At 38.5% G+C, this 15,869-nt stretch carries 15 protein-coding genes and 1 pseudogene; 8 read left to right on the plus strand and 8 right to left on the minus strand.

The window, feature by feature from the left end:
* The first annotated feature begins 261 nt into the window (after positions 1 to 261).
* From LC033_RS04270 to LC033_RS04290, 5 genes are all read left to right on the plus strand, one after another.
* Positions 262 to 459: a hypothetical protein gene (locus LC033_RS04270; protein ID WP_226567021.1), complete on the plus strand. Its 198-nt coding sequence runs from the start codon at positions 262 to 264 to the stop codon at positions 457 to 459.
* 328 nt (positions 460 to 787) lie between these two features.
* Positions 788 to 1,045, plus strand: coding sequence for a hypothetical protein (locus LC033_RS04275; protein ID WP_226567022.1), 258 nt, complete (start codon positions 788 to 790; stop codon positions 1,043 to 1,045).
* 80 nt (positions 1,046 to 1,125) lie between these two features.
* Positions 1,126 to 1,395 carry a hypothetical protein gene (locus tag LC033_RS04280; protein ID WP_226567023.1) on the plus strand — a complete coding sequence of 90 codons (270 nt, stop codon included), beginning with the start codon at positions 1,126 to 1,128 and terminating at the stop codon, positions 1,393 to 1,395.
* Between the two features lie 34 nt (positions 1,396 to 1,429).
* On the plus strand, positions 1,430 to 2,725 hold the full coding sequence (locus tag LC033_RS04285) for a M48 family metallopeptidase (protein WP_226567024.1): 1,296 nt from the start codon (positions 1,430 to 1,432) through the stop codon (positions 2,723 to 2,725).
* Positions 2,726 to 3,394: 669 nt separating this feature from the next.
* Complete coding sequence (locus LC033_RS04290; RefSeq protein WP_226567025.1) at positions 3,395 to 3,856, plus strand: YkyB family protein; 462 nt, start codon at positions 3,395 to 3,397, stop codon at positions 3,854 to 3,856.
* A gap of 35 nt (positions 3,857 to 3,891) precedes the next feature.
* Here the strand turns inward: LC033_RS04290 and LC033_RS04295 are convergent, their stop codons facing one another.
* From LC033_RS04295 to LC033_RS04305, 3 genes and pseudogenes are all read right to left on the minus strand, one after another.
* A complete protein-coding gene (locus tag LC033_RS04295; RefSeq protein WP_226567026.1) occupies positions 3,892 to 4,800 on the minus strand; it encodes a chemotaxis protein in 909 nt (302 codons plus the stop codon).
* Positions 4,801 to 4,873: 73 nt separating this feature from the next.
* A complete protein-coding gene (locus tag LC033_RS04300) occupies positions 4,874 to 6,184 on the minus strand; it encodes an MFS transporter (protein WP_226567027.1) in 1,311 nt (436 codons plus the stop codon).
* 95 nt (positions 6,185 to 6,279) lie between these two features.
* A pseudogene (locus LC033_RS04305) lies at positions 6,280 to 6,363 on the minus strand (RDD family protein); the annotation flags it as partial.
* Between the two features lie 279 nt (positions 6,364 to 6,642).
* On the opposite strand from LC033_RS04305, the gene LC033_RS17570 reads away from it, so the two are divergent.
* Positions 6,643 to 6,765 (plus strand): protein YkzT, encoded by a 123-nt coding sequence (locus LC033_RS17570; protein ID WP_512699436.1) that lies wholly within the window; start codon positions 6,643 to 6,645, stop codon positions 6,763 to 6,765.
* A gap of 94 nt (positions 6,766 to 6,859) precedes the next feature.
* Here LC033_RS17570 and LC033_RS04310 read toward each other — a convergent pair whose 3' ends face one another.
* The gene (locus tag LC033_RS04310) at positions 6,860 to 7,744 is read right to left on the minus strand and encodes a cation diffusion facilitator family transporter (RefSeq protein ID WP_226567028.1); all 885 of its coding nucleotides are present in this window, start codon (positions 7,742 to 7,744) and stop codon (positions 6,860 to 6,862) included.
* A 294-nt stretch (positions 7,745 to 8,038) separates the two neighbouring features.
* Here LC033_RS04310 and LC033_RS04315 point away from each other — a divergent pair, with 294 nt between their 5' ends.
* Positions 8,039 to 9,211 carry an aminotransferase A gene (locus LC033_RS04315; RefSeq protein WP_226567029.1) on the plus strand — a complete coding sequence of 391 codons (1,173 nt, stop codon included), beginning with the start codon at positions 8,039 to 8,041 and terminating at the stop codon, positions 9,209 to 9,211.
* A gap of 25 nt (positions 9,212 to 9,236) precedes the next feature.
* On the opposite strand, the gene LC033_RS04320 is transcribed toward LC033_RS04315, so the two are convergent.
* Both LC033_RS04320 and LC033_RS04325 read right to left on the minus strand, forming a co-directional pair.
* Positions 9,237 to 11,066, minus strand: coding sequence for a PAS domain-containing sensor histidine kinase (locus LC033_RS04320; RefSeq protein WP_226567030.1), 1,830 nt, complete (start codon positions 11,064 to 11,066; stop codon positions 9,237 to 9,239).
* A gap of 147 nt (positions 11,067 to 11,213) precedes the next feature.
* On the minus strand, positions 11,214 to 13,343 hold the full coding sequence (locus LC033_RS04325) for a peptidoglycan D,D-transpeptidase FtsI family protein (protein ID WP_226567031.1): 2,130 nt from the start codon (positions 13,341 to 13,343) through the stop codon (positions 11,214 to 11,216).
* 338 nt (positions 13,344 to 13,681) lie between these two features.
* On the opposite strand from LC033_RS04325, the gene LC033_RS04330 reads away from it, so the two are divergent.
* Positions 13,682 to 14,476, plus strand: coding sequence for a CAP domain-containing protein (locus tag LC033_RS04330; RefSeq protein ID WP_226567068.1), 795 nt, complete (start codon positions 13,682 to 13,684; stop codon positions 14,474 to 14,476).
* Positions 14,477 to 14,507: 31 nt separating this feature from the next.
* On the opposite strand, the gene LC033_RS04335 is transcribed toward LC033_RS04330, so the two are convergent.
* On the minus strand, positions 14,508 to 15,380 hold the full coding sequence (locus LC033_RS04335; RefSeq protein WP_264188639.1) for an NAD(P)-dependent oxidoreductase: 873 nt from the start codon (positions 15,378 to 15,380) through the stop codon (positions 14,508 to 14,510).
* Positions 15,381 to 15,585: 205 nt separating this feature from the next.
* Complete coding sequence (locus LC033_RS17165) at positions 15,586 to 15,822, minus strand: SDR family NAD(P)-dependent oxidoreductase (protein ID WP_226567032.1); 237 nt, start codon at positions 15,820 to 15,822, stop codon at positions 15,586 to 15,588.
* Positions 15,823 to 15,869: the final 47 nt, after the last annotated feature.

The raw sequence follows: 15,869 nt of genomic DNA on the forward strand, positions 1-15,869 counted from the left end.
TTTGAAATTGAAAGAGTTGATCGCGTCGGACTCTTCTTTTCAGAAGTCTGGGTTTCAGGTTGCTAGTGCAACGTCTTTTGGTAAATGTGTTGTAAAAAAATGATTGGTAGTTATGGTAATATAGCCCGCCAATGTTTGAATGGTGTCATCTTTACATATATCAAAACTAAGCAATATGAATTATCTGCATAATGCATCTGGGATGAAAGTTAATGCAGCATCTCTTGCAATAGAGTTGAGATACTATGGATGGAAATGTCGATGGAAGTGATAAAAATGTCTCCATTAACAATAGTTGAAGTGATCTTAGCCTTAACTGTTTTAGGTTTATTTGCATGGACATTCAGAAGTAAGAAAAGCGCTTACGATAATGATGTGTTCAGATACGCAAGGTATATGATTTATTTACTTGTAGCTGAAGTTGCGATATACGTCGTATTCAGTTTTAATGTGTCATAAAAGAATTTAAAATATCTCAAAAACGTTTTTTTACTTTAACAGAGCTTCAAGTTTCGTCTTCGGTCCGTTAATTTCATGAGGTGAAGGCTATATACAGAAAACCTATTTGATAGGCGGATGCGAGTCTTTTTTAGCTTCTTTAGGCTTAACCCCTTCAAGAACCAATGAATGGTTTTCATGTTTCTACAAAAATAAGACAGTTGGCCCTTCAATCCTTACTTCTGAAATATTATGTCTAATATGAAATATTTGTTTTACCTTTACATGCATAGGTTACATGTAATGATACATTATTATTTTTAAACCTTTCCTTCAATGGGTAAAAAATGTGCCTGGGCTCAATACAGACTTCAAGACATTCAGGTATAAAAAACAGCAATTTGAATGGACATCAGAGATCAATCAAAACTATCTTCAATTTGAGCCAATCCTTATTGAGGATAACCGGCCACTTTCAGATGCAGACTTTCTTGGATGTAGACGAGTCGGAATTATTGGTGTTGAAAAAAGAGATAACATGTTTTCACTAGGTGTGACTGAAATAAACTTGCCATCCACTACATATAGTTCTATTACAATCAAGTAACCATAGTGACCCATACCATAGGAAAAAAGCCACTAATTTACTGAATATCTACCACCTATATATCAGCAGGATGTGATGAAATGGTACGAAAAGCCTCACTTTCTTATTTTATTGCAAGCATTATTACAATCATAGTCATTTTGATTGAAGTTGGTATCCGTTCAGCAGTTGTTTCTCCATTTGTTCTACTTGATTCGAACAAAGATAACAATCCAAAAGTATTCATCTCCCATTCTCTTTATCAGGGTGATTTTTTATTGACCTATCAAGATGGTTCCTCCAAAGATCGTTCAGAAGCAGCCATTCAATTGGGGGGGGAAGCAAATACATTTCACGGAGATTCCATCTAGGGATGGAATTAGCAAAATTGAAACTAACAAATTAATGAAAGATAAGGCAACAGTTTTTCTAAGAAGAGGTTTTGTACCTATTCATGATGATAAAATCAAGATGGAACAGGTATCGCAAAATCCTTTTTTCTCTAAATACAACCTAACGAATTTAACAGAAACTACTAAGGTCAAAACAGGTTTTAAGCATAATACCACATTTATTATATTAATAACCTTAATGGGAATTCTTTTTCCAGCTATGTTATTTTTATTTTTTAATCTTCATGAATCTATGAAAAACCTATTCACATTATTTATTCCCTTTGTTTTAGCCATTTTTCTTCCCTTGGGATTAAATTATTATTTCTTAATGGGATATGTGCTATCAATAACAGGCTCTTATGTATTAAGCATTATTCTCTCTATACTTGTACCTAGTTTCCTGTCAATTTTATTGACAGCTTATTCGTTTGAGTATACTACAAAAGATACACCTGAAGATTTAGAAGAAAATGAAGACGCGTCCGGAAATTCGTTCTTAATGAATGTTAGGGAGAAACTTGTTTTGTTTGGTGCCGCCACATTATCTTTGTTATATTTCGGATCATATTTATTACTTCCTTTGTCGTTTCAAGCGAAGATCATGGATAACCTTTTTCTATTTTGTGGCTGGTACTTCGCCCTAATCATATTATTTATTATTGGTTACTCAATCATTCAAAAAATAATAAACAAATATGAAGTTTTAAATACGGAAGCATTCATGAATATTCGCAAGGATATTGAGTATAAGACAAACCAAAAGGTAAATATTTGGGTGAAAAAAGACTCTCAACAGGGTGTGAATGCCTGGATATATTCTTTTAAACTTCCATGTAAAAGAAGAGTCGATGTGTATGTGACAGAAGGGTTGTTAGATAAGTTTGATAAAGATGAAATTCGTGCTATCTTATACCATGAAATGGGGCATGCGAAGTTAAAACATGCACACTACACCATGTTCCTAACTTTGATCGTAACATTATTTATGGGCATCAGTATGTATTATGCAAGACAGGTTATGCTTGCCAACGGATGGTGGCAATATGTTCTTATTTTCCCAATAGGAGTAATTCTCATGATCTTCATTACGGAATGGTTGCCAAAGAAAATCAGCCGGTTATTTGAGATTCAGGCTGATCACTTTGCTGTTTCCCATCTTGAGAATAAAACACTGTATCTCAATACTTTGATTAAATTAAGTAACCTTATTGAAGGAGAAGATGGAGATTATGGAAGAAAATCTGAATGGCGTGAAAGTCATCCCTCTTTCAAAAAACGAATTGAGAACATAAAGAAAACGAATTAAGTCAAGGTGATTATGTGAAGACTAAACTGTACCATTCCAAATGAATGAAGAAGAACCGCTTGCGAACAATTAAGCGCTTTTCTTGAAGCTGCTCAAACGCTTAAAAGTATCTCAAATTATGCTGCCTTCTCATTTTAGACCGTACAGTAATGCGTAACGTTAGGTTTGACATGGAAAGACATTGAATTTTATTAATTGCATGATAACAATAAACAAACCTATGATGATGATGGTTTGCGTCCCCCTAAAACTAATAATAGTTATCGCACTATAAGAGAAGGGAGGATGCTAATAAAAAAAATGAGAACAAAATTGGTGTAAAGAATTAAAGCTTTCCTTTGGTCATCCTTTAAAAGAAAATGATCTTGTACTAATTAGGCGAACAAATGGAAAACCTATATCTCCTAACTCAATTAAATTATGCTGATACAGTTGCCCCTCAAATCGTTCGAAGAATTAGAAATAGAATCAGTTGAAGTTTTTAAATAGGCGATGAATTTATAATTTGGGGGAGGTTTTGGGGTGGATTCTATAATGTTAAGATTATAATCCTCCCTAACCCCTTTATACCAAAGGTTTTCTTTTTACAATCACTCTATTTGCAATTTACTAATAAAAACGTATAATTTATACTAAGCACAAGAAGACGAAAGACAAAGGAGAGAAAAGATGGACGATTATGCTCATACTAAAGACATAGAACCTACAGCAGAAAACATCGCAAAAGCCGTTTATACTGTTAACCGCCATGCTAAAACCGCACCAAACCCCAAGTTCCTTTATCTTTTGAAAAAGCGTGCACTGCAAAAAATATTGCAAGAAGATAAAGGAAGAAAAGTGGGCCTACATTTCTCTAACAACCCCAAATATAGTCAACAACAGTCCGACGTGCTGATTGAAATTGGAGATTATTATTTTCACCTGCCTCCAACCAAAGAAGACTTCGAATTTTTGCCACACTTAGGAAATTTAAATCAATCATATCGCAATCCGAAAGCGAATATGTCATTAAACAGAGCAAAACAAATCCTTCAAACGTATGTCGGTTTAAAAGAAAAAACTGTCGCTACAAAACAAAAATCACATAATACGAAACCCGTCTTCAAACGACTCGGGGAAAGTTACTTTTAAACAGAAAAAACCACTCGGGCCGAGTGGTTTTTTCATTAAATAATAAAGTGATCTACCTTTTCAATAAGCTGATGAATTTCTGGCTTACTAATTTGATCATCTGCACCGATTGTTTCCCCTTTATGTCTTAAATCTTCAGTGATTAACGAAGAGAAGATGAGAATCGGAATGGATTGCGTTAAAGGATTGTCCTTTAGCAGTTTTGTTAATCGATGACCATCCATTTTTGGCATTTCAATATCTGTAATAATCATATCAATTTCTTCTGTCAAATTGATCCCTTTGCTGACAAGATCCATGACGTGATCATATGCCTGTTTGCCATCTTCAAATGTGACAATATTTTTATAGCCTGCTTCCGTTAATTCATTTGTTAATAATCCCATGAGAAGCGGAGAATCTTCAACGACATACAGCTTCTTCCCTGTTCTTCTCTCGTCTTTCTCACCGTCAAACATATGATACGAATCTACGCCAGAAGCGGATTCAATATCATAAATGATTTTTTCGTAGTCTGGAAGGAAAATCATTTTCCCATCAAGCTTAATGATACCTGTTAAATGACGGTCCATCCCTTGATTGAGTGCAGTTGGCTTTTCAATCTCTTCCCAGCTGACGCGGTGAATTTGTGAAACCGTTCCTGTATGGAACACAAATTTCCGTTTGTTGAATTCAGTCACAATGTATTTTTCTTGTTCTGACTGATCTGACTCGACATTAAAAAAGGAAAATAGATTGATGACTGGTAAAATTTCGCCTCGTAAACTAATCATACCTTCTACATCTTGGTGAGAGTGCGGAACAACCGTTACCTTAACTGGCTGAATGATTTCTCTTACTTTCATCACATTAATGCCGAATTGATTTGAACCAATTTCAAACTTCACAATTTCCAATTCATTTGTACCAGAGTCAAGTAAAATGTCTTGTTTGTTTAAAGCCACGGAAATCCCTCTATTCTTCAATATAAGATTGTACTTTTTATATCGGCAGCATGGGTCAAAAGTTGACGTTTCTTTACGCTTTCTCTCCCACGAATTGATGAATCACAAGTCCTATCGCTGCAAGGATAAGTAAAGACCCAAGCGCAAGGCGGCTTGCGAGATTTCCGTGCGCTGCAAATAGCAGTGTGACTGAGCCATAAATGATGGGTCCGACAATTGAGGACACTTTCCCAGAAAACGCAAAGAGTCCAAAGAATTGTCCTCGTTTTTCTTTAGGTGTTAACTCAATAATCAATATCCGGGATGCCCCCCAGCTCGCGCCAAGTGATATCCCAAATAAACTTCCCGCGACCCAGAAGACCCATTCGGTAGAAGCTGTCACAGCCAGTATAAGTGCAATGATTAAAATGACATGAACGACTGTAATCGAGCGCTTTGCCCCGATCGCTTTTGTGATATATCCAAATAGAAAGGACCCGATGATACTTGAGACGGTGGACACAAGATAAAGCAAAATAAATTGCCCAGCGGTAAAGCCAACAATGATTTTGGCATAAACGGCCATCATCGCAATCGCTGTCTGCAAAGCATCATTCATAAAAAAGAAAGCAATCATAAAAATAAAAGCTGGCTTGTATTGCTTCATATCTTTAAACGTGCGAATAATCTCTTTATACCCGCTAAAAAAGGATGCTTTTTTCACTTGCTGTGGCAGCGGTTGAGGATCTTTCACAAAAAAGAGAAAGGGGAGAAAGAAGAGAAAGAATAATAGAGCTGTCGGGATAAAGGCTTCATGAAACTGGTCATTTCCTAAAAGTAAATAAACAGAGAGACCAACAAGTGTACCTAAATAGCCAACGGCAATTCCGAATCCAGAAATGAGTGGGATTTCATCCTTTGTCCCAAGATCAGGCAAAATGGTGTCATAAAAAACAAGACTAGAGTGATAGAAAAATTTCGCGATCACAAATAAGGTGACCACCACCAATAAGGAGACAGGCAGCCCAAACCACTCACTTGAGAAATCAATTCCAGCAAAGATTCCCATCATAAACGTACAAGCGATACAAACAAGGGTAAACACAGTGATATAGCGCTTCTTTTTACCTGTATGATCGATCAGCACTCCGTATAATGGTGTAAAAATCACAAGGAAAAAGCTTGCTAATGCATTCGCATAAGAGATAAATGTACTGGCGATCTGGTCCATTCTCGCACTGTCTCCTATGGTTTCCTGCAAGTAGAACGGGAAGAAAATGGTGATCATATTCGACGAAAAAATCGTGTTTGCAAAATCATACAAGGCCCAGGCCAAAACAGGTGCTGTCAAAAACAGCCCGAAGCCTGCTCTTTTTTTCTGTACGGTCTTATTTCCCCTTCTCAATCTATCATCTCCCTTCCCTTCCTTATTTTTACAATCTATCTATTCAAAAAACACCCCTTACTATATAGCAGAGGTGCTTCTTCTCATGATTTCTTCTAAACAATAGTACTTGCAATTAAATCGTGAAGTGCTTGTTTCTTCTCTGTGAAGAATACAATGGTGTAGCCAATATATAAAATTTATTATGTATGTTTTCTATAATTTTCTTTTAATCATTCGTTATTATATCTTATCAATATAGCAAGATCAATGGAGCTTTACACTTTTTCATATATTTAGAGCAGTTTTTTTAGATCCATTCATGTGAATAAAAACTGAAAATTCGTGAAAGTTATGGCGCTTCCAGTTCTTTTTGACCGTATTTTTAACATTTTGTGATATTTTTATCTTATTTTGTGTTGACAATCGTATTTCACATGGTAAAATAGGCAAGGATTTTTTAAAGAAAGCTGTTCATGATGGGAACTGTCATACTATTAAAGAACAACGAAATGACTGTGATTGAAGGTATTTGCGAAGCTGATTTTTTAGACATGAAACATGGTTTGTCAAATGAAGAAGACGCAACTTATCTCTCTTGATATGAAGATTACGATACAGCTTATGGGTATTGATTTCATTTCATAGATGAAGGGTGAAAAAGGGATACAACCATAGAATAGGTTGATCGCCTTTTTACGTTTGTGAACTTTTTTCACTTTCAGGTTCCACATGAATAAAGATTTGCGCATGCGGAAATTCTAGCTGAATTCTCTCTTCAATTCGGTCACATAATTGATGAACATCTTCAATAGTTGTTTTCCCATCAACAATCAAATGGAAATCAATGTATTCCTCTGCACCAGATCGTCTTGTTCGAAAGTCATGATATTCAATAAATTCTTGGCTGAATCCTTGAATGATAGCTTCTATTGCTTGCTCTTCCTCGGGGGTTAATCGTGCGTCGACAAGTGGCGGGAAGGCTTCCTTCATGAGCTTAAATGCTTCACGCATAATAAAGAGTGCAAGAACCATTCCTATGATTGGATCAAGGAAGTACCAGTCTGTTAAAGCAACGAGCAATAAACTGAATGCCACCCCTAATGACGTATAAACATCTGTTAAAAGATGCAACGCATTAGATTTCATGGCCACCGAGTGAACTTGCTCTGCCTCTTTATTCACGACTCTCGACACAACAAAATTAATGAGCGCTCCTATCAGCATGACGCCAATTCCAAGTACAGGCAGTTTGACAGGCTCTGGATGCAAAATTTTGTGAACACATTCGTATATGATCCAAATACCGGCAATAAAAATTAACAGGGTCTCAATGGTTCCAGAAATATTTTCGACTTTCCCATAGCCATACGGATGTTTCGAATCTGCTGGCTTTCTTGAAATACGAACAGAAATAAATGCAATAAAAGATGCCATTAAATCGAGAAAGGAATGAATGGCTTCTGATAAAACAGCAACAGATCCAGTTAATAGCCCGATAATGATTTTAAGGACCACAACAAACGTATTACTCACCACAGATAGAAACGCTATTTTAGATGTCTTCGCTGATAGTTCCATGCATCGTACTCCTTCACGAAATCGTATGTCTGTGAAAGCAATTCCCATGACTTGATTCTCACGTTCTTTCAGGTTACGCAGTTTTATCGTGCTCTAATCATCTTCATCATAGTCTGTATTTTCCGAGCAGGTTACGCTATAATAAATGTTGCTCTTTCTTTAAAATATCTCTCATGCTGTGATGGATAGGAGAATAGACTACATATCATGATATCCCACACCCTTTCACAGGTGACATTTATGCAGTGAATGGTAAAATAGGATAAAAACATAAATTTTTTAAGGTGATGAGAAATGGAACATTTGCTGAATCCAAGAGTAAAGGATATTGAAATTTCAGGCATTCGAACATTTTCAAATCTTGTATCGTCATATGAGGATGTCGTTTCATTGACCATTGGTCAGCCCGATTTTTATACGCCGCATCATGTCAAAACAGTTGCCAAAACAGCCATCAACGAAAACTTCACCTCGTATACCCATAATGCTGGTTTTTTAGAGCTGAGACAAGCAATCCAGCAATACATCAAGAAGAAAGTCAATCTTGATTATGATGCAAAGTCAGAAATCATTGTTACAACAGGCGCGAGTCAGGCGATTGATGCTGCGTTTCGAACCATATTGACTGAGGGGGATGAGGTCATTTTACCAGGACCTGTTTACCCCGGCTATGAACCCATCATTCGAATGTGCGGTGCGGCGCCAGTACATATCGACACAACGAATGCTGGCTTTAAATTAAATGCCAAGTTGATTGAGGAGGCATTAACAGAAAAGACAAAGTGTGTTGTCCTTCCTTATCCTTCAAATCCAACAGGTGTCACTCTTTCAGAAGAAGAATTGAAAGAAATTGCCCAGTTGCTTGAAGGAAAAGACATTTTTATTCTATCCGACGAAATTTATAGTGAGCTGACATTTGATCGGCCGCATCATTCAATCGCCTCTTTCTTAAAGGAACAGACCATTGTGGTCAACGGACTATCAAAATCTCATAGCATGACCGGATGGAGAATTGGCTTTTTATTTGCTGCAGCTCCTATTGCTAAACATGTATTAAAAGTACACCAATATAATGTGTCTTGTGCCTCGTCTGTCTCACAAAAGGCGGCACTTGAAGCGGTGACAAATGGTGTAGATGATGCACTCATCATGAGAGAGCAATATAAGAAGAGACTTAATTATGTATATGATCGGCTCATTTCTATGGGGCTTCCGGTCATTAAGCCTTCTGGCGCTTTTTATATTTTTCCATCCATTGAATTGTTTGGGATGAGTTCATTTGATTTTTGCATGGAGCTGTTAGAAAGTACAAGACTTGCTGTCGTACCTGGCTCTGCTTTCTCTCCATTAGGGGAAGGATATGTGCGCCTTTCCTATGCATATTCACTTGAAACGCTAAAAGAAGGACTTGACCGTCTAGAACATTTTGTACTTAAAAAACGTTCCATACGTTCAACAGACGGATGAAACAACGGCTCTCTTGCCGTTGTTTTTATTTTGCAGGAAACATGATGTGAAACACAGTCCCCTTCTTAGGCTGACTATCGACACGGATCGTCCCATTGTGATTTTCTAAAATGTTAAATGTCACCATGAGCCCGAGCCCTGTGCCTTTTTCTTTTGTGGTCAAAAAGGGCTCACCTATCCGCTTCATCACTGATTCAGGAATGCCGACCCCTTCATCTCTAATCGTGACAAGTATCCCATCTCTTTCTGCTTTGGCCATAATGTCTAGCTTTCCTCCGTCCGGCATGGATTCTACGGCATTTTTGATTAAATTGATAAACACCTGCTTCAGCTGATTTTGATCCCCATTTATCAGGAGATCCTCCTCGATATCACTTGTGTTCATCAAAATCCCATTTAAGTTGGCCTGTGTTTCTAACAAAGCTGTGACTTCGCTGATGATTTTTTTCAAATCAAGCGTCTGCATCGATGCTGTTTGCTGTGGCTTCGCCAGCATTAACAGCTCACTTAAAATAATCTCAATTCTGCTTAGCTCAGAGAAGACAATATCAAAATATTGATCACGGTCTTTTGTTTTTGGTTTAATGAGCTGTAAAAAGCCTTTGATCGCTGTTAATGGATTCCTTATTTCATGTGCAATACCCGCAGCCAATTGACCTGCAATTGATAATTTTTCAGAGCGTAGCATCAGTTCTTCTGTCTGCTTTCGTTCGGATATATCTCTTAAAATAATTTGAACGGCTGTTTCTCCAAAGAATGTCGTCGGGATACAAACCATTTCTGTATAAATAAGCCGATGTTTAAACGTATGACAGCTCATTGTGACAATCTCAGAATCTGATGTTCTTTCAATAATACGCGATAAGCTCTGTTTGACTTTTTGCTGATCACAAGAATGGATTTGATGAAAGATATCCTTTCCTATTAATTTATCGTAATGTTCGGCTTCAAATAATTTAATGCCCGATTCATTCATAAACACCCATTTATGATCATGGATGACCGCAATCGTATCAATTGAATTTTGGATAAGCAACTGATACCGCTCTCTGCTTTTTTGAAGGACAGTTTGGAATTTTTTACGGGATGAGATGTCCACTAAGAGCAAAAGCTCTGCCCGCTGATTTTGATAGATCGTAGGCGATGACTTTACTTCAATGTGAATGCTGCTCCCATCTTTTCGTTTCCATATTTGTTCAATCATTCCGACTGAAAGGCCCTGCTGTAGCCTTGTAATGCGGTTTCTGACAATCTTATGGTATTCCTCTGCAATAAAATCAAACACAGACTTGCCAATCATTTCATCTCTTGTGCAAACCCCCATTAATTGCAGCATCGCATCATTCGCATACACAATTTTCCCTAACGTCGTAATACATAACGGATTTGGCAGCATGGCAATCAATTTTTCAGCTTCACTGACATCTTGGAAAGCCGGTAGACTGCCTAACGACTGTTCTGACACTTCTGTTTTTGTTTGAAATGCTGCTTTCTGGGGCTCAGCGTCCAGCACCCTCATTTTCAGGATCATTTCTCTACCTAATTCGTTGTCCAAACCATTACAAGCAACAAAGTCAATGCTTGCTTCTACCCAAACAGCTGTAAGATCACTTCTAAGCAGTCTAAAGTGGCAAATCTCTAGCATGTGCTGATTATAGAAATAACTTTCGATGAGAAATTGATCTTCGGTATGAACAAAGTCTTTCATAAAACACCCTATTACATCCTTTTGTTCATAGAGCAAAAGCTGCTTACAATTGGAAGAAATGTAGAGAAAACGGCCATTAGAAGAAAGAACGGCATGTAAATCAATATTCGAGTAAAGCTGATTCGAATCTTTCATTTTTTGTTCCATCGTCGTCCGACCCTCCTTTTATTTTTTAGGGTTGTCCTTAGTTTGATGTATAAAAAGGATTCGCTAGAAAAACCGTAATTTCCTTCCAAACTCGTGTGAAACGTCCATATTTTCAGTAAAAAGGGAGCACTTTGTTTGCTGTGCTCCCTACTGTTTATTGTTTTCATATTTCTTTTGTAATTCAACGTACTTATCAACAATTTTACTTGGAATGTTTTTAATGACAGGGTCTTTATCTGTTATATAAGGTGTCACGACACTAAAAGCCACCTTTGGATTAGAAGATGGATAATATCCTCCAAAGGTTAAATTGTACGTAGCATTCCCCCACCAGCTGCGGTTGGCGCCATAATAAAAAGTCTGGGCCGTGCCCGTTTTTCCTGCTACATCATGCTTACCGAACCGGCCATTGGCAGTTCCGCCGGCTGATGTGACCATTTTCAGTCCCATTTTGACGCGGTCAATATCTGTTTTCGAGTTGTTAATGGTGTTCAGCACCTTCGGCTCATATTTTTTCACAACCGAGCCTACTTCTTCCTTATTCGTTGGTAGGTGAACGCTTTTCACCACTCTTGGCTGAACGCGATTGCCTCCATTTGCGATTGTCGACATGTATTGTGCGACCTGAAGAGGTGTATACGTGTCATACTGACCAATTGCTTCATCAAGCAAGAGTCCGCCGACCGTCTTAGGATGCGTCTGCATTCCGCTTGATTCCTGCGGCAGGTCGATTCCTGTTTTTACCCCAAGACCGAATTGCGCATAGTAATTTCTCATTTTTTGTAAATGTTCAGGTCTTGCTGGTAACGGACCGTTCTTTTGATAGGTGATACCTGCCATTCTCATCGCTACATGGAACATATAGACGTTTGAACTTTTTTGAAGGGCCCGAAGGTCATTGACCCAACCAAGATTACTATAAGACTTTTTCGGCTTTCCATTCCTCCCAAAATAGAGCGGTGTATCCATATAGGATTGATTGTGTGACATTCCGTCCTGATAACCGGCGAGTACTGTAGCCCCTTTGACGACAGAGCCCATCTCGTACTGGGTCGTAAATGTTCCGATGGCATAATCTGTGACTTCTCTGCCGTCCATTTTCTTTCCTGACATGGCGAGAATATCACCTGTGTTAGGGTCCATCATCACAACAAATGCCCGGTCCATCATATAGTTTCTTGCACTAGCAGATCTAAGCTCTGATTCGACGATCTTGTCGACTTCCTTTTGCAGCTCCATGTCAAACGTCAGCGCAAGGTCAAGTCCTCTTCGGCCCTCTGTCCGCTTAATTTCTTCAAGCAGCTTCCCGCCGACTTGTGTATATTGAACGGTTGCTTTTTCTGGATTTAGAAAATCCTCGTATTGATATTCTAAATAGCTCTTTCCTACCCGGTCATTTCTCGAGTAGCCTCTTGCCAAATAGTAATCTTCACGTTCTTTAATAATCCCTTGCTCAGGTGTAGTCACACCGCCAAGAACATTATATAGTGTCTTTTCATATGGATATTTTCTTGTCCAGTCATTGATGACATTCACGCCAGGCAGTTCATCAAGGTGCTCTGATACAAGTGAAATTTCTTCGTATGTCAAACTCACTGAAGATGTTTGTTTTGATTCTTTTGTTTCATCGAGTAAAGCAACTTTTTCGTCCCCTTTTTTCTCTTCATTCGGATCCATTGCTTTGACAATTTGAGGCTCAAAGGCATATCCGCCAGTAAACCTTCGGTAGATGGCTGCAACTGCTTTTTCGGTTGCATCGTTTTCAATCGCTTTTACTTCTTTCTTTGGCACACGCTCTACTTGAAGCGGATAGACGTCTTTTGCATCGATATCCTTTTTTTCCGCTTTTGATATTAGCTGATCCGCTTCTTTTGGGTGACTGGCTAGCCAAAAATCTCGAATGTCTCGCTCTCTCAAAAAATCAGTATCCATTTTTATATAAGTCGCAAGTTTTCTTGCTACCTTAATCTTATCCTCCGCTTTCACACCGCTTTCTGATGTATAAACGATGGCAGGTACACTCTCGTTATCAACGACGACTCTTCCTCTCGCGTCATACATTTTTCCTCTTGGAGACGGGTATGATGCTGTTTTGACCTCAGTTCGGTTTGCTTGCTTTTTATAATCCTCACCATTGACGATTTGCAGCACACCAAGCTTGATCACCAGGCCAGCAAATAAACTAAATACAGCGAAGAAAAAGAGATTGATCCTCCAGGCGTTCCGACGCTTGATTTTTTTCTGCTCGGCAGCACCTTGATGCTGTTTCTCTCCCACTTATGTAGCTCCTCTCATCCTTTCAATCTTTTACAATTACCACTCATTATTGTAACACTTTTGTAATAGTTGTTACAGCGAAACAAGTGAAAAAAAGCTGTCAATCCCTATTCTACAAAAAAAAAATACTAACACTTTAAAATATTGGTATGTTTATGTCGTTTTCTTTAAATAGAATTATTTTCTATTCTTTGATATGAAGAGACTCTTTCTATGACTTTAACAAAAATGACAAACACGCTTTGTCAATGGAGGATGCTGGTACGTTTATAACAAAAAGTCCGTGTTACGATTTTATGTGAGAAAACAAAACAAAAGATTTGAGGAGGAGTTACATGATGAAGAAGAAATCATTCTTTTTTTCAGCACTAACAGCTGCTGCATTGATCACGTTCACTGGAGGGTATTCAGCTGATGCAAAGGAGTGTAATCTAAAACAAGCCCTACACGAACAGCATCAAGCTATTGATCTTCATACTTTAGCTACAGAATTACATATCTCATCAGATGTAAACAAGCTAAGTAAATCAAATCAAAAAGAGATTGAAGCTCTATTAAACAAGCTGATCAAGAGCGGTCAACCTGTCACTGGTACAGAAGTGGTAAAGGAAGTAAATAAAGCGAAAAATGAACAAAAACAAGAATCAGTGAACAAACCAACTGATTCTAAACCAAGCACTCCGTCAAAACAAAACACAAACAATAACAACACAAAAGCTGACCAAACAGAACCAACAACGAAAGAAGACAGCAGCTTAAATGCATTTGAAAAGGAAGTCGTTGAGCTAACAAATAAAGAACGTGCAAAACAAGGATTAAAGGCGCTTTCTGTTGATACAAAATTAAGCAAATCTGCTCGCGCAAAATCTCAAGATATGAAAGATAAAAACTATTTCTCTCATACAAGCCCAACTTACGGATCTCCATTTGATCAAATGAAGCAATTCGGTATCACATATAAAACAGCAGGTGAAAACATTGCCCAAGGTCAAAGATCACCTCAAGAAGTTATGACAGCTTGGATGAACAGTGAAGGCCATAGAGCGAACATTTTGAACAAAAACTATACACATATCGGTGTTGGTTATGTGAAAGATGGTAACTACTGGACGCAGCAATTCATCGGAAAATAAAAAAGCTTGTCCCCAATGGGGACAGGCTTTCTTATTTTACCCACAATTTATAGATGCTTTGTGTTCCGCTGTTTTCTTCGCCTTCTTCACGAAGCTTTTCATAAAGAGACTTCGCAAGTGACAAGCCCGGCATCTCTTCTCCCATCAGCTCAGCTTCTTCAAGCGCAATGCCCATATCTTTAATAAAATGTTTCACATAAAATCCTGGCTCGAAATCACCTTTCAGCATTCGTGGTGCAAGGTTTGACAAGGACCAGCTTCCTGCAGCACCTGTTGTGATGCTTTTGAGCACCTGCTCTGGATCAAGACCTGATTTTGTTGCGTAGGCCATTGCCTCTGCGACACCTACCATGCCTGCAGCGATGGCAATTTGGTTACACATTTTAGTATGCTGACCGCTTCCTGCAGGCCCTTGATATTGAATGTTTTCGCCCATTTGATGAAATAACGGCAGGCAAGCTTCATAGGCTGCTTTTTCTCCACCAATCATAATTGCCAGCGTTCCGTTTTTTGCCCCTACGTCTCCGCCAGATACCGGCGCATCTAACGCAAATAGTCCTCTTTCCTTCGCCTTCATTTCAATCTCTTTTGCAAGCTGAGGCTTCGATGTTGTCATATCAATGAGATATGTACCTCGCGCAGCATGTGTCACGAGCCCTTCTTCTCCTAAATAGATCTTTTCCACATCTGATGGATATCCAACCATTGTGATGACGGCGTCCGCATCTTTTGCCATATCCTTCAATGTCGATTTCCACGAAGCGCCTTTTTCAATCAATGCGTCTGCCTTTGCTTTTGTTCTTGTATAAATGAGAACCTCATATCCTGCAGCCATTAAATGTCTTGCCAAACTATTTCCCATTACACCGATTCCAATAAAACCAACTGTTTTGATTTTTACCATCACGTGTTCCTCCTGAAAGAGACTTTGTATGAATCCACCATCATTCACAAGTGTTTGACCTGTCATATATGTATTGGCTTCATAAAAGAAAAGCCGCATATGTAGCAAATTCTTCGGGCTGTCCGTACCGGCCAAGCGGGATAGCTCGTTCCCAATCTTGATCCGTTTAGGTAGCGAACGTTCCTTTTAGGACCGCCTGTATTGTTCACAAGAATGTGAAGACGATTTTACTCACCAGCAGCCGTATCCAAAAGCTCCTTGGTTTGCGCATTAGACACATCACATACTTGAAGGTCAGCTGACCTTTTACGAGCGGGGAAAATTCTTTGACCTTTTCTTTCAGCGGATGCTCATGTCTCCCTGAGAGCGTCACGTCTGCTCCCTCTTTTGCTAGAGAAAAGGAAATCGCTTTTCCAATTCCCTGACTGCTTGCTGCAACCAATGCTTTTTTTCAAAATAGATTGACATCCATGTCAACACCCCCTAGCT

Origin of the sequence: Bacillus stratosphericus (genome assembly GCF_020524495.1) — a bacterium.
In the GTDB taxonomy this organism is placed as follows: Bacteria; Bacillota; Bacilli; order Bacillales; family Bacillaceae; genus Bacillus; species Bacillus stratosphericus_B.

Coding starts and splice junctions, on each gene's coding strand:
- LC033_RS04320 (WP_226567030.1), bottom strand. CDS start 11,066: ATGGAACAAAAAATGAAAGATTCGAATCAGCTTTACTCGAATATTGAT.
- LC033_RS04290 (WP_226567025.1), top strand. CDS start 3,395: ATGGACGATTATGCTCATACTAAAGACATAGAACCTACAGCAGAAAAC.
- LC033_RS04285 (WP_226567024.1), top strand. CDS start 1,430: ATGAAAGATAAGGCAACAGTTTTTCTAAGAAGAGGTTTTGTACCTATT.
- LC033_RS04280 (WP_226567023.1), top strand. CDS start 1,126: ATGGTACGAAAAGCCTCACTTTCTTATTTTATTGCAAGCATTATTACA.
- LC033_RS17570 (WP_512699436.1), top strand. CDS start 6,643: ATGGGAACTGTCATACTATTAAAGAACAACGAAATGACTGTGATTGAA.
- LC033_RS04270 (WP_226567021.1), top strand. CDS start 262: ATGGAAGTGATAAAAATGTCTCCATTAACAATAGTTGAAGTGATCTTA.
- LC033_RS04330 (WP_226567068.1), top strand. CDS start 13,682: ATGAAGAAGAAATCATTCTTTTTTTCAGCACTAACAGCTGCTGCATTG.
- LC033_RS04310 (WP_226567028.1), bottom strand. CDS start 7,744: ATGGAACTATCAGCGAAGACATCTAAAATAGCGTTTCTATCTGTGGTG.
- LC033_RS04315 (WP_226567029.1), top strand. CDS start 8,039: ATGGAACATTTGCTGAATCCAAGAGTAAAGGATATTGAAATTTCAGGC.
- LC033_RS04335 (WP_264188639.1), bottom strand. CDS start 15,380: ATGGTAAAAATCAAAACAGTTGGTTTTATTGGAATCGGTGTAATGGGA.